10 protein-coding genes are annotated in these 13893 nt (G+C 53.0%); 7 read left to right on the top strand and 3 right to left on the bottom strand.

Annotated elements, in window-relative coordinates; all coding sequences use genetic code 11:
• The first annotated feature begins 1 nt into the window (after position 1).
• Both EA20_RS0100670 and EA20_RS0100675 read left to right on the top strand, forming a co-directional pair.
• Entirely contained in the window at positions 2-1768 is a 1767-nt protein-coding gene (locus EA20_RS0100670) for a GMC family oxidoreductase (RefSeq protein ID WP_024964989.1), read from the top strand.
• Complete coding sequence (locus EA20_RS0100675; protein ID WP_024964990.1) at positions 1765-2991, top strand: cytochrome c; 1227 nt, start codon at positions 1765-1767, stop codon at positions 2989-2991. The genes EA20_RS0100670 and EA20_RS0100675 overlap by 4 nt, the downstream gene beginning before the upstream one ends.
• Positions 2992-3044: 53 nt before the next feature.
• On the opposite strand, the gene sbmC is transcribed toward EA20_RS0100675, so the two are convergent.
• Positions 3045-3512 (bottom strand): DNA gyrase inhibitor SbmC, encoded by a 468-nt coding sequence (gene sbmC / locus EA20_RS0100680; protein ID WP_024964991.1) that lies wholly within the window; start codon positions 3510-3512, stop codon positions 3045-3047.
• Positions 3513-4368: 856 nt separating this feature from the next.
• Here sbmC and EA20_RS0100685 point away from each other — a divergent pair.
• Both EA20_RS0100685 and sbcB read left to right on the top strand, forming a co-directional pair.
• Entirely contained in the window at positions 4369-5442 is a 1074-nt protein-coding gene (locus EA20_RS0100685) for an acyltransferase family protein (RefSeq protein WP_024964992.1), read from the top strand.
• 679 nt (positions 5443-6121) lie between these two features.
• The gene (gene sbcB / locus EA20_RS0100690) at positions 6122-7549 is read left to right on the top strand and encodes an exodeoxyribonuclease I (protein ID WP_024964993.1); all 1428 of its coding nucleotides are present in this window, start codon (positions 6122-6124) and stop codon (positions 7547-7549) included.
• A gap of 95 nt (positions 7550-7644) precedes the next feature.
• Here the strand turns inward: sbcB and EA20_RS0100695 are convergent, their stop codons facing one another.
• Complete coding sequence (locus tag EA20_RS0100695) at positions 7645-9012, bottom strand: APC family permease (protein WP_024964994.1); 1368 nt, start codon at positions 9010-9012, stop codon at positions 7645-7647.
• A gap of 573 nt (positions 9013-9585) precedes the next feature.
• On the bottom strand, positions 9586-11004 hold the full coding sequence (locus tag EA20_RS0100705; RefSeq protein ID WP_024964996.1) for a glutamine synthetase family protein: 1419 nt from the start codon (positions 11002-11004) through the stop codon (positions 9586-9588).
• Between the two features lie 222 nt (positions 11005-11226).
• Between EA20_RS0100705 and puuD the strand changes: the two genes are divergently transcribed.
• From puuD to EA20_RS0100720, 3 genes are read left to right on the top strand one after another with little or no spacing between them, the layout of a single operon-like run.
• Positions 11227-11991 (top strand): gamma-glutamyl-gamma-aminobutyrate hydrolase, encoded by a 765-nt coding sequence (puuD, locus tag EA20_RS0100710; RefSeq protein ID WP_024964997.1) that lies wholly within the window; start codon positions 11227-11229, stop codon positions 11989-11991.
• Entirely contained in the window at positions 11988-12545 is a 558-nt protein-coding gene (puuR, locus tag EA20_RS0100715) for an HTH-type transcriptional regulator PuuR (protein ID WP_024964998.1), read from the top strand. Before puuD ends, puuR begins: the two co-directional genes overlap by 4 nt.
• Positions 12546-12594: 49 nt before the next feature.
• Entirely contained in the window at positions 12595-13872 is a 1278-nt protein-coding gene (locus EA20_RS0100720; RefSeq protein WP_024964999.1) for an FAD-binding oxidoreductase, read from the top strand.
• Positions 13873-13893 lie beyond the last annotated feature (21 nt).

Genomic DNA, 13893 nt, shown 5'->3' on the forward strand with positions numbered 1-13893 from the left:
TATGGCAAAGAAATTACCACGGACTGACGCGGTCGTGATTGGCCTGGGCTGGGCCGGTTCTATCATCGCCAATGAACTGGCCGATGAGGGCCTGAGCGTGATGGGTTTTGAGCGCGGCCCATGGCGGGATACCGCACGGGACTTTAACGTAGCGACCGTCACCGATGAACTCCGCTACGTCCAGCGCCAGGAGCTGATGCTGCGCACCCGGCAGAACACCTGCACCATGCGCAACAATCCTTCACAAACGGCGCTGCCAATGCGCAGCTGGGGCTCTTTTCACCCCGGCAACGGCACCGGCGGCGCGGGGAACCACTGGGCCGGGATCACTTTTCGCTTTCAGCCGGAAGAGTTTCGCCTGCGCAGCCATCTGACCGAACGCTACGGCGCCGGGGCCATTTCATCCGATCTGTCGCTGCAGGACTGGGGCATGGAGTGGGATGAAATCGAAAAACACTATATGCAGTTCGAACGCGTGGCCGGCACCTCAGGAAAAGCGGGCGTGCTTAATGGCGTTAAACAGGAAGGCGGAAATCCGTTTGAAGGTTCACGTTCCGGTGAATACCCTACCCCACCGCTTAAGCAGCCGTACGGGCCAACGCTGTTTGCCGAAGCGGCGCGCAATATGGGCTATAAGCCGTTTGCCGTGCCCTCCTCGCTGGTTTCTGAAGCTTATACCAACCCGCTTGGCGTGACGATGGGTCCCTGCACCTTCTGCGGATTTTGCACCAACTTTGGCTGTGCCAACTATTCGAAAGCCAGCGCCATCACCACCATTCTGCCTGCGCTGATGCGCAAACCCAATTTCACCGCCCACACCCATTGTGAAGTGTTAGAAGTGCTGACCGACTCGAGCGGCAAAAAAGCCACCGGCATCATTTTTGTGGACTCCAGCGGCGATGAGTGGGAACAGCCAGCAGACCTGGTGATTGTCGCGGCTTACACCTTTGAAAATGTCCGCCTGATGCTGTTGTCCAATATCGGTAAGCCTTACGATCCTGTCACCAACAGCGGCACGACCGGACGTAACTATGCCTACCAGACAGCGAATGGCGTAACGCTCTATTTCGACGACAAAAACTTCAATCCGTTTATCGGCGCCGGTGCGGTCGGAATGGGCATCGATGAATTCAATAATGATAATTTCGATCACAGCGGGCTGGGTTTCTTTGGCGGGGGCAGCATCCGCGTAACGCCTATCGGCGCCGCGCCAATTAACAGCCGCCCTGTACCGCCCGGTACGCCGAAGTGGGGCAAACAGTGGAAGCAGGCGGTGGTCAAAAATTACCTGAGCACCATGAGCATCGGCTGTGAGGCGAGCAGCTATACCACGCCCACCAACTATCTCTCGCTCGATCCTAATTACAAGGATCCGCGAGGCCGGCCACTGCTGCGCATCACTTTTGACTTCCCGGAAAACGATCTGCGCATGGCGCAATACTGCACCGGTAAGGTAGCTGAAATCGCCAAATCAATGAACCCGCGGGAGCTGGTGGCGAAACCGACCACCGGCCACTGGAGCAGCGTCCCTTATCAGTCTTCGCACGTCTGCGGCGGTTTTGTGATGGGTGCCGATCCGGGTACAAGTTCGGTAAACAAACATCTGCAGGTCTGGGATGTGCCGAACCTGTTTGTGGTCGGCGCTTCCGCTTTCCCGCAGAACCCCGGCTATAACCCCACCGGCACCGTCGGCGCGCTCGCCTACAAGGCAGCCCATGACATTCGTAAGTATTACCTCAAACGCCCAGGGGAGATGATCACCGCATGAAAAAGCGTACGTTTTTCGCACTTGCTGCGATTTCCCTCTCGGCCCTGACGGTTTCCCAGGCGCTGGCGCAGCCGGAATATGACCAGGTGGCACGGGGTCGCTACATCGCCACGCTGGGCGACTGTACGGCCTGCCATACTGCCGATCCTGAGAAACCTTTCGCCGGTGGCGTTAAGCTCAATACGCCGTTTGGCGCGCTGGTTGGGGCAAATATCACGCCGGATCCTGAAACCGGCATCGGCAACTGGAGCTTTGACGATTTCCAGCGCGCCATGTCTGAAGGCGTCGGCCACGGCGGCAAGCGGCTCTATGGCGCAATGCCGTTCACTGCCTACACCAAAGTGACCCGCAAAGATAATGAAGATTTATGGGCCTGGCTACAGACCCTCCAGCCTGTTCACCAGCAAGTGGAAACGAACCTGCTGCCCTTCCCCTTTAACGTCCGGACCAGCCTTATCGCCTGGAACTGGATCAACTTCGACAAAGGGGAATTCAAGCCGGACATGAGCAAATCCGCAGAGTGGAACCGGGGCGCCTATCTGGTGGAAGGACTGGGGCACTGTGGTACCTGTCATACGCCAAAAAATCTGCTGGGTGGCGACAAGAACAGCCAGTTTGTCTCTGGTGCGGTAGTGGAAGGCTGGTGGGCGCCAGATCTGACCAGCAACGACCATACCGGGCTGGGCAAGTGGACGCAGGAAGACATAGTTACCTATCTGCGTACCGGTATGAACCGTTATGACATTGCCTCCGGACCGATGGCCGATGCGGTAAAACACTCCACGCAATACTGGCGCGATGAAGATCTTAAGGCGGTTGCCACTTATCTTAAGGCTGTACCAGCGCGCAAGGATGATAAACCCGCCGCACTGGCCGCCAGTGACGCACGCATGAAAACCGGTGCACTGATTTATGAAACTAAGTGCTCGGCGTGCCATGCGCCGAAGGGCGAAGGCGTTGAGGGGATTTTCCCACGGCTGGCGGGCAACCCGCTGATCAATGCGCCGCAGGCGACCTCACTGATACATGTTGTCACCGCAGGCAGCCGCGGCGTGGATACCGACGCCCGGCCTACGGCACCGGCCATGCCTTCTTTTGATGGCACGCTAAGCGATGAAGAGATGGCCGATGCCATCACCTATATCCGCAACAGCTGGGGCAACGCCGCGCCGCCGGTCAGCGCCAGTGACGTCGCCGATCTGAAAGAGGAAATGGGTAAGTAAGTTTGCTGAACAATTTCCCTCTCCGCCAGGGAGAGGGAAAATGCAGGCTCGCCTTACTCTGGTTTGTTCACTGGTATAAAGAGTTCAATATCCCACTCACCGCTTTCCGACCCGTCATTCAGATAGTGGTCGAAACAGGGCCCTTCCGCCATCACATAACCGCTGTTGGGTAACCAGTCATCGAAGAACTGATACCACGGCCCGGTAAAATCGTCATCAGTGACGTGGACACGCGCCATCGCGTAGTATCCAGCAGGCAGTTCTGTAACGGTCACTCCCTCACTCCCTTCAGGCAGTTCGAAATCGGACGGCACGCCGATCGCCGTATCAATTTCGAGCTGTTCCGCTGGCACCTCACGGGGATTACCGTGGTAAACGCTCATCCAGGGTCCGACGAGCTGGTGCTTATCCGTCCAGGCGGCGAGTTTGTCAAAACCCTGCGGCGCGGTCTCTTCAAATGGGCCGATGAGATGGAAGCCGGCGACGTGACTGGCTTCGCGCTGCACTAATTCGATATTCATCTGCATACTCCTGAATGAGAAAAAGGGTTAAAAATTAAGGTACTGGTCGTCAGGATAGAACTTCAAACGGCAATGGTTTCACGATAGCGCCTGTAAAAATGGCGTTAGCGCTGACTGGGAAATGCCGAACCGTAATGCCGGGATCCTGCTGTCATCTGTTAGCTGACTTACCTGATACAGGGTAGTTGAAAAAAGCTGGTGATGGGCCGCAGGGTGTTATCGCGCAGGGAGGTGAGTAAGAAGGTGGGGGAAAACAGGCCTCATCTTAATATGATCTGCAATTGATATTGGGACGCTGACGTACCACCCGCGTTGTTCCGGTCGAACAGATGTAACGTATGGCGCTCGCCCGGCCTCGTGAATATGCCTTTGAACATTGACTCGTAGTGCTCTACTTAGCGATCGCCTCTGCCATGCTTCACTCATGTCCCTATAGTGACAGGTTGTGCATGTGATCCGTCGTGATGTTTTGCGCCTCGCCTTTAACTGATGTTTGCCCTGGATTCTGATGCACTGTTTTATCTGCATCCCATAAATTTATAGTTTACTGATTTTATATACAGCAATATGAGTATTTAAGACCCCCAGTCAAGACGAAAAGAAAATTTTGCAGACTCGCCTAAAGCAAAAGCATTTTAAGCTGTAATGACTAGAGGATTCTAATAGACTCCAGTTTCATATGCACAATTATAACCGCAATAAATTTTCACCATCTTTTTTTTGTAAACATAAAAAATCTTCTTTTGTCTTGATAAAATCGTTACTTAGATATAACCTTTTCTTGCAAAAGTAATTAAAATGATAGTGTGAATTTAATAGTGACACCACTACAATCAACCGAACCGGCAAAACAATTATGCTAAATGATATCGAATCAAAAACTATATCTTTTGCTCAAGCTACTGGAATTATGGCCGTAGTTATCGGGCATTTTTACTTTCAACCTTTCGACGTGATGCAACCTTACGTTTTTCACATGCCATTATTCTTCTTTTTGGGAGGATTGCTTTTATCCATAAATAACGGACTTGCATTGAAATTAAAAAAAACAATAACTAAGCATGGCTGGTACCTTATTAAAGGTTACACTATCACAGGTGTCATCTCCATTTTTCTGGTTTCATATTTTGGAGTCGAGAAGAGAAAGCCTTTTGCTGACAGTATAATTAGCACAATAGAATTAATAGTTAAAAGTAACTTTGGCAATAATAGCCTTTTTGTTGTTGGTTGGTTCTTATTAGCTTATATGCTATCCAGCTTAGCTTGCATTTTATTAGTGGCAGCGATAGATAAAACAAAATTTAAAAACACCTTTATATTTATTTTTATTTTGATATTTTTTTACTTTGGCATGCTTTACCTTCCTTCTCTACATGTGGATAGAAGTCACTATATAGCCAACTTGTTATCACAGATATGTACTGCATCAGGATTTATCCTTACTGGTTACTTGTTAAGAAAGCACTGGTTTAGAATACTCAGAGTGGATATTATGGTTGGATTGTTTTTCATAATGTTAGTAATGAAAAATCAAGGCCTTCTTCAAGGGTTAAATATTGCCTGGTCAGAATATCCCTCTGGCATTCTCTTGAGTATATTAACCTCCCTCTCTGGCATATATGTTATTTTTGTTTTATGCTATTCACTGGCAAATATAAGAGGCCATTACGCGATTATTCTTTTTATTTCAAAAAATACAAAAAGCATTATGACTTACCACATCTTATCATTCTTCATTGTCGATTTGGTATTTTATCTTATTGGTAAGTACGATATAACAACATCAGCAACGTACTCACACTACAAAAATATAAACACTTGGCCTATATATGTATTATCTGGACTAACCCTCCCCCTTCTGGCAGTTTATATCTACGAAGTTTCGTTAAGATTTCTATTTAAAAAAAACCTTACACCTCACTTAAGTTAAAGAGGTGATTTAATTTTTTTAGTGGCCATGAAGGTCATTTCACATCCAAACGCCATGGCAATCTATAAAATACGCTTCGGACTCTCCTTTATCCGTTTCGCTGAAAGATCCATCCACTGATTTGCCGTAAGATTCAAGATCGGTTGATCGGTAAATGCGCAATGTATATTTTTTTGGGACGGGTTGATTCATACAGATTTTTAGCCTTAAAGCTCAAAGCAACCTCAATGTTACCCTCATACCAGTTATCCAAATAAACAGCAATATTCATGCTTTTATCGACTAACGCTTTCCAAATTAAAAGCGTTAGCCTTTTCTACTGCCATATTTATGAGCGAATGTGCAGTAACAGATCTGGCAACCTTAATGGTTATGGTCGTACAACGACCAAGCCCAAGCTACTGAGGTGTCCCATTTCGTCTTTACCGGGACTAAAGCCATCAACACCTGACACTTCTGAGCTACCCCATTATGGTTTACCATGTAAGGAACGATGCCTGATATCGCTGAGAGCCATAATAATATTGGATTCTGTCCCCACTGAGTCGGCGAACTCGCGCCGATGAAAGAGAACACTAACAAGCGCAAGTGAACACAAGTGAACGTATGGAGCCGTAAGCAACACGTTGAGCACTGCGTTTTCAGGAAACTAACGAACAGAAATGAACAGAGAAAAACAGTGAAAGATAAGCCAGCACAGCCTACGTTCCTTTTTCATGATTACGAAACCTTCGGCAAAAGCCCGTCGCTGGACAGACCTGCGCAGTTTGCCGGGGTGCGCACGGATATGGATTTTAATATTATCGGTGAACCGGAAGTGTTCTACTGCCGCCCCGCCGATGACTATCTCCCGCAGCCGGAAGCGGTCATGATCACCGGCATAACGCCTCAGCTGGCGCAGGCAAAAGGGCTGAGCGAAGCTGCTTTCACCCAGCGCATTCATCAGCTTTTCAGCGAACCTAATACCTGTATCGTCGGTTATAACAATGTTCGCTTCGATGATGAGGTGACGCGCAATCTCCTCTACCGCAACTTTTACGATCCTTACGGCTGGAGCTGGCAGAATGGGAACAGCCGCTGGGACCTGCTGGACGTGATGCGCGCCTGCTACGCGCTGCGCCCGAAAGGGATTGAGTGGCCGGAAAACGACGATGGCTTCCCCAGCTTCCGCCTGGAACATCTCACAAAAGCCAACGGCGTGGCGCACGAAAATGCTCACGATGCGATGTCTGACGTCTACGCCACTATCGCCATGGCAAAGCTGGTGAAAGAGAAACAGCCGCGACTGTATGATTTTCTCTTCAGTCACCGGAGCAAACAGAAGATCGCCACGCTGGTAGATATTCCGCAGATGAAGCCGCTGGTACATATTTCCGGCATGTTTGGCGCTTTTCGCGGTAATACCAGCTGGATCGCCCCGCTTGCCTGGCACCCGGTGAATAAAAATGCGCTGATTGCCTGCGATTTAGCGGGCGATATCACGCCGCTTCTGACCCTTGATGCGGATCGGCTACGTGAACGGCTCTATACACGGCGGGAAGATTTAGGTGAGGATGCCGCGGTACCGGTGAAGCTGGTCCATATCAATAAATGTCCGGTGGTGGCCCCAGCCAACACCCTGCGGCCTGAAGATGCGGCGCGTCTGGGTATTGATCGCCAGCGCTGTCTGGATAACCTTGCGCTGCTGCGTCAGCATCCGGAGATCCGGGAAAAAGTCGTCACTCTGTTTGCCGAGGCAGAACCTTTCACTCCTTCCCAGGACGTTGACGCCCAGCTTTACGACGGCTTTTTCAGCGATGCCGATCGGGCAGCAATGAAAATTATTCTGCAAACGGCACCGGAGAATCTGCCGGCGCTCGATCTCACCTTCAATGATTCACGTATTGAAAAGCTGCTGTTCCGCTACCGGGCGCGTAATTTTCCCGGCACGCTGGACGAAGCCGAGCAGAACCGCTGGTTGCAGCATCGTCGCGAAGCCTTGAATCCTGAACGTGTCCAGGCCTATGTGCAGGAGCTGGAAAGCCTGTTTGCGCAGTATGAAGGGGATCAGGCCAAAATGAACCAGCTTAAGGCGCTGTTCGATTACGCGCGGGAGCTCGTGTCTTAACCGGATACGATGCTAAACCGATAAAAGCCGTTCACGCCGCCGTGAAACGGCCAGCAAAAAGGGCGCCGTAGCGCCCTTTTCCTTTAGCGATCTTCTCAGATCAGCTCTTCGTTGCACTGCGGCACCGGATTACGGAAGCTGCGGGTCACGAACGCCAGATAAATCAGGCCAATCGTGCCCCAGACCAGACCCAGAATCATTGAGCTTTCTTCCAGGTTGATCCACAACGCGCCCACCGTCAGCGCACCGCACAGCGGCAACAGCAGAAAGTTGATGTTGTCTTTCAGCGTCTTGTTGCGTTTTTCACGTACCCAGAACTGCGAGATCACTGACAGGTTCACAAAGCTGAACGCCACCAGCGCACCAAAATTAATCAGCGCCGTCGCGGTCACCAGATCGAAGGTGATGGACGAAAGAGCAATCGCACCCACCAGCAGCACGTTCAGCGCCGGGGTCCGCCACTTCGGATGAATGTAGCCGAAGAAACGTTCCGGGAATACGCCATCACGGCCCATCACATACATCAGGCGGGAAACGCCAGCATGCGCCGCCATACCGGAAGCCAGAACGGTCACACAGGAGAAAATCAGAATACCGAACTGGAAGGCTTTGCCCGCCACATACAGCATGATTTCCGGCTGAGACGCGTCCGGATCCTTGAAGCGGGAAATATCCGGGAAGTACAGCTGCAGGAAATAAGAGACCACAATAAAGATCACGCCGCCAAACAGGGCAGTCAGGAAGATCGCTTTTGGGATCACGCGGCCTGCATCTTTTGTCTCTTCCGACAGCGAACTGATGCCATCAAAACCCAGAAACGAGAAGCAGAGGATAGTCGCTCCGGTAATCATCGGGACCACGTGGGCATCCTCAGACCAGAAAGGCCGGCTGCTTACCAGCGTTCCGGCACCTTCGCCATGCGCGACGCCATACACGACCATACCCATAATGACGACCATCACCGCCACCTGAAGTACCACGATAACGCTGTTAAAGTTGGCCACGGTTTTGATGCCTTTCAGGTTAGAAAGGGTCATAAAGCCAACCAGCATGAAAACGAAGATCCACGAGGGAATTCCCGGCACCAGCGCTTCAAAATAGATCTTCGCCAGCAGGATGTTGATCATCGGCATGAACAGATAGTCCAGCAGCGATGACCAGCCCACCATAAACCCAACATGCGGGCTGATGGCCTTCTGTGCATAGGTGTAGGCAGAACCGGCTGAAGGGAAGCGGCGAACCAGCTTACCGTAGCTCAGCGCGGTAAATAAGATTGCTACCAGCGCAAAGGCATAAGCTGTGGCAACGTGACCGTCGGTCAGCCCGGAAACGATCCCAAAGGTATCGAACAGGGTCATCGGCTGCATATAGGCAAGACCCATCATCACCACTGGCAGCAGGGTGAGCGATTTTTTCAGGTGTGGGCGGGAGTGGCCCGCAGAGGTCTGATGATCAAGCGACATGGTTCAGCCTCCCCATAGCGTCAACCTTTCTGGGTTGAACCACAGGGAAACTTCGCGTCATGCGATAGTTTTTCTTGAGGGGGGTAACGGACTGACAGGCGGGAGTGAATGCAAAGCCTGACATGGCGCCGTAGTCATCGCGCTGGCGGGTGCCGGCGCGAGCCGGAGTAAATAAGTGCTGCCCCATTGTTCTTATTCCTCAACATGACACGTTCGTGCGTGTTTAAAGTGTGTGTATCTATCCGGTTTTAGACCGGCCTCTTGAATGCGATTAGGTTTCTGCAAAAAAATAACCGGCGCGGAAAGCGTCGGTTGATAGCATCATTTGCAGGGCGCGTATTTTGCACCACACGAAGGCAAGAAAACAAGCGTTTCGGGCCTTACGTCACAATTTCTTTGCGGACGGTAAAGGGAAGATAAAAATGAACCGGCTTTTACCGCCTGTTGTCTGTTTCGCTTCCCCTGTTCATTAAGACACAAAATAGCCACGCACAGGCGTTCAGCGGGTTGCCGCTCTGCAACCCTCCCCGCTTTATCCGCGCTGCTTTATCCCGCTGGCTCATCTTACGCTCTTCAGGCGTTTTTCAGCATCCAGTCGATTTCAGTGGCGGTAATCAGACGCTCAAAGTGCATCATCTCGTGATGTTTACAGCTGTGCCAGACAGAAGCGAAACGATCGCCCAGAAGCAGTTGCAGGGCTGCGTTTTCTTCGAATTCGCACAGCGCATCGCTCTGGCGGATGGGCAATGGATTTCCCTCTGCCTGATGCCCGTTTCCGGTCACCGCTGGCGGCAGCGGTAGCGCGTTATCAAGGCCATGCAGGATCCCGGCAAGCACAGCCGCCACAACCAGATAAGGGTTAGCATCAGCGCCCGCAACGCGATACTCAATGCGGTGGTTTTCGCGATCGCCACAGGGAATACGTAGCGCAACGGTACGGTTATTATGTCCCCAGGAAGCCTGTAGCGGAACAAAGGCCTCGGGCAGAAAACGACGATAGGCATTGACGTTGGGCGCCAGCAGCGCCATTGAAGCAGGCATCAGGTCGATCATACCGGCCAGCGCACGTTTCAGCAGCGGGGAGTCACTGCCATCATCACCGGCGAAAGCATTGTGATCGGCCGCATCCAGCATGCTGATATGAATATGCATGCCGCTGCCCGCATATTCTTCATAGGGTTTGGCCATAAAGGTGGCGTTCATCCCGTGATTTTCCGCTACCTGCCGCACAAGCCGTTTTAACTGTACCGCGTGATCGCAGGCGTTAAGCACATTCCGGGTATGATGCAGGTTGATTTCAAACTGGCCAGGCGAGGCCTCAGCGAGCGCCCCATCGGCCGGGATGCCCTGCAACCGGGCCAGCTCGTCGATATCGCGCAGCACATCAGCAAAGTGATTGAGATTATCCACGGAGTAAACCTGACTTTGCCGGTTGCGTTCATCGCTGCCCGGCGCGCAGGGAGGCTGGATAAAGCCTCCGGCGTCACGTTTTTTATCCACCAGATAGAACTCCAGCTCTACCGCTACCACCGGAAATAACCCTCTGTTACGCAGCTGCTGCCAGAGGTGATTAAGGACATTCCGTGGTTCAACGTCAAAGGGAGTACCATCTTGATTGCGCATGGTCAGCAGGATTTGCGCCAGATGTTCCGGATCGGCCGCCGAAGGAATAAGCGAGCCTTCAACCGGGACGCAGATATTATCGGGTTCACCAAGAGCCTGTCCCAGTCCGGCCGCTTCTACCGTATTACCGAGAATATCCATCGCAAATACCGAGGCGGGAAAATAGCAGCCTTTTTCGAGCTTAATGAGGTTAGTGACGGGGATGCGTTTTCCACGAAAGACGCCGTTGAGATCGTTTAGCAGAATATCGACAAACTGAGTCTGAGGATGGCGTTCCAGATAAGCGCTGACTTCTTGCTGGAACGCGCTGGTTCGTTTCTCTTCACTGTGCCGCGTGAAGTCTTTCACTTCGACAAGATTGGTCATCATACCACCCGCCTTCGTTCAGTCACTGAGCGTTGCTCAAAATAACAGCCACATTTCTAACATAGCGCCAACATTTGGCTTAATCAAATGCCACACCGCACTTTCGCTGGCGGCAAATCCGTTTGAATATTGACCATGTGGTTGCTAAGTTGTAAATATATTGTACAAAACAACACCCTTTGCGCCATCTGCGGTAAAAATAATTGACAGCCTTCAAGGACAACCATGGCCACTATTTTGAACAAGCCGTTAATTGGCGTGGTGATGTGCCAGATTGAGAAAGATGGTCATCCGGTACAGATGGTGCAGAACAAATACCTGGAAGCGGTCGTGCTGGCGGGAGGCATTCCTCTTGCGCTCCCCCATCATCTCGCTTCAACGCCTCCTCTTCCTGATGAGGTGCTGGGCGCGCTGCACGGTCTGTTACTGACGGGTAGCCCCAGTAATATCGAGCCTCATCACTATGGTGATGCCGCCATGGAAGAGTATGCCGATCCGGGGCGCGATAAACTGGCATTTGCGCTGATTGAGGCTGCGACAGACCGGCAGCTACCGCTGTTGGGGATCTGCCGTGGTTTGCAGGAGCTGGTTGTCGCCACGGGCGGCAGCCTTCACCGGCAGCTTCAGCGTGTGCCAGGTTGCCAGGATCATCGTGAAGACCAGAACCTGGCGCTGACTGCGCGCTACGCCCCCGTTCATGACATTCATATCCAGCCGGGAGGGCTGCTGGCGCAACTGGCAGAGGGTGACGAACGGTTCCGGGTTAATTCACTGCATCAACAGGGGATCCGCTCGCTGGGCGACCGGCTGCGCATCGAAGCGCTTGCAGATGATGGTCTGCCTGAAGCCGTCAGCCTGCGGGATCATCCTTTTGCGCTGGCGGTGCAGTGGCATCCTGAATGGCAAAGCGGGCAGGATCCGCTCTCCCGTCAGCTCTTCACAGGATTTATCAACGCCTGCCAAAGGCAACGAAAGGAAACAGGGTTATGAGTGATACCACACTGGCACCTGGCCGGCGGTTATCGTCAATTCGCCAGCAGATGGGCCTGTCGCAGCGGCGCGTGGCAGAGCTTTCCGGCCTGACGCACAGCGCCATCAGCACCATTGAGCAGGATAAGGTTAGTCCTGCGGTCAGCACGCTGCAGAAGCTGCTGAAGGTGTACGGATTGTCGCTCTCGGAATTTTTTTCAGAGCCGGCGCGGGTCGAAGCTCCTCAGGTGGTCGTGGATGAAGAGGCGCTGATTGATATTGGCGGTCAGGGCGTCTCTCTGCGTCTGATCCATAATGGCAATCCTGAACGGACGCTGGCCATGCTGCTGGAAACCTACGAACCCGGCGCGACGACTGGCGATAAAATCCGTCATCCTGGGGAAGAGACCGGCACCCTGCTGGAAGGGGAAATTACGCTGACCATTAACGGTGAGCGTTACCAGCTGCACGCCGGACAAAGTTACGTCATCAATACCGGCCTTCCCCATAGCTTTACGAACGCGTCAACGCAGCCGTGTCGCATTATCAGTGCACACACGCCGGCAACCTTTTAGCCCGTAACCGGCCCCAGCCGCAGGGACGTGCCTGATTCAGGAGGAAGTGATGGATTATGTGAACAATTACTATACCGCCACGGCCAATCCTCATACGCCCTGGCCGCAGCTTAACGACAGCATCCAGTGTGACGTTTGCGTGATTGGCGGCGGATTTACCGGGCTTTCTTCTGCGCTCTATCTGACCGAAGCGGGCTATGACGTGGTGCTGCTGGAAGCCGCCCACATTGGTTATGGCGCCAGCGGCCGCAACGGCGGCCAGGTGGTCAATTCTTACAGCCGCGATGTCGACGTTATTGAGCAGCGCTACGGCAAAGAAATCGCCCAACTGCTTGGCAGCATGATGTTCGAAGGCGCGGGCGTTATCCGTGACCGCATTGACCGCTATACCATCGATTGTGACTACCATCCGGGCGGGATCTTCGCCGCGCTCAACAAGCGTCAGTTTCAGCAGCTGAAAGCGCAGCATAAGCGCTGGCAGGCTTATGGCAATCATGAAATGGAACTGCTCGGCGAGGTGGGCATTCGCCGGGAAATTGGCAGCGAACGCTACGTGGGTGGCCTGCTGGATCATCGCGGCGGCCATCTGCACCCGCTCAATCTGGCGCTCGGTGAGGCAGAAGCGATCCGACGCCATGGCGGACGGATCTATGAAAAATCGCCGGTGACAGCCGTCATCTATGGCGCTCCGCATCAAATCCAGACGACGCAGGGCCACGTGGCGGCAAAATATGTCATTTTCGCCGGTAACGCTTACCTTGCGCCGCATCTTGAACCGAGGCTTACCCGCCTGAGCATTCCCTGCGGTTCGCAGATCGTCACCAGTGAACCGCTGTCAGCCGATAAAGCGCTGACGCTGCTGCCCAATAACTACTGCGTGGAAGACTGTAACTATCTGCTGGACTACTTCCGGCTGACGGCCGATAACCGGCTTCTTTACGGCGGCGGCGTGATCTATGGGGCGAAAGAGCCGGACGACATCGCCGCGCTCATCCGGCCAAAACTGCTGAAAACCTTTCCGCAGCTGGCCGACATTAGCTTTGATTACGCCTGGAGCGGCAATTTTCTGCTAACCCTTTCCCGCATGCCGCAAATCGGCAGACTGGAAAATGGCGTTTACTATGTTCAGGGCGACAGCGGGCATGGCGTGACCTTCACCCATCTGGCCGGCAAGTTGGTGTCGGAGGCGATTGGCGGCCAGCCCGCGCGCTTCGATGCCTTTGCCAGACTGCCGCACCTGCCCTTCCCCGGCGGCCGCCGTCTCAGCGCTCCCTTGACGGCGATCGGCGCCGCCTGGTATTCACTGCGGGACAGGCTCGGCGTCTAGCCGTCTGCCCCGGCATCAAAA

It is taken from the genome of Pantoea sp. IMH, assembly GCF_000599885.1.
Taxonomy (GTDB): Bacteria; Pseudomonadota; Gammaproteobacteria; order Enterobacterales; family Enterobacteriaceae; genus Erwinia.

Excerpts from the sequence above, each read along its gene's own strand:
- puuD (WP_024964997.1), top strand. The coding sequence starts at position 11,227 with ATGGCCACTATTTTGAACAAGCCGTTAATTGGCGTGGTGATGTGCCAG.
- EA20_RS0100675 (WP_024964990.1), top strand. The coding sequence starts at position 1,765 with ATGAAAAAGCGTACGTTTTTCGCACTTGCTGCGATTTCCCTCTCGGCC.
- EA20_RS0100695 (WP_024964994.1), bottom strand. The coding sequence starts at position 9,012 with ATGTCGCTTGATCATCAGACCTCTGCGGGCCACTCCCGCCCACACCTG.
- EA20_RS0100720 (WP_024964999.1), top strand. The coding sequence starts at position 12,595 with ATGGATTATGTGAACAATTACTATACCGCCACGGCCAATCCTCATACG.
- EA20_RS0100670 (WP_024964989.1), top strand. The coding sequence starts at position 2 with ATGGCAAAGAAATTACCACGGACTGACGCGGTCGTGATTGGCCTGGGC.
- sbmC (WP_024964991.1), bottom strand. The coding sequence starts at position 3,512 with ATGAATATCGAATTAGTGCAGCGCGAAGCCAGTCACGTCGCCGGCTTC.
- puuR (WP_024964998.1), top strand. The coding sequence starts at position 11,988 with ATGAGTGATACCACACTGGCACCTGGCCGGCGGTTATCGTCAATTCGC.
- EA20_RS0100685 (WP_024964992.1), top strand. The coding sequence starts at position 4,369 with ATGCTAAATGATATCGAATCAAAAACTATATCTTTTGCTCAAGCTACT.
- EA20_RS0100705 (WP_024964996.1), bottom strand. The coding sequence starts at position 11,004 with ATGATGACCAATCTTGTCGAAGTGAAAGACTTCACGCGGCACAGTGAA.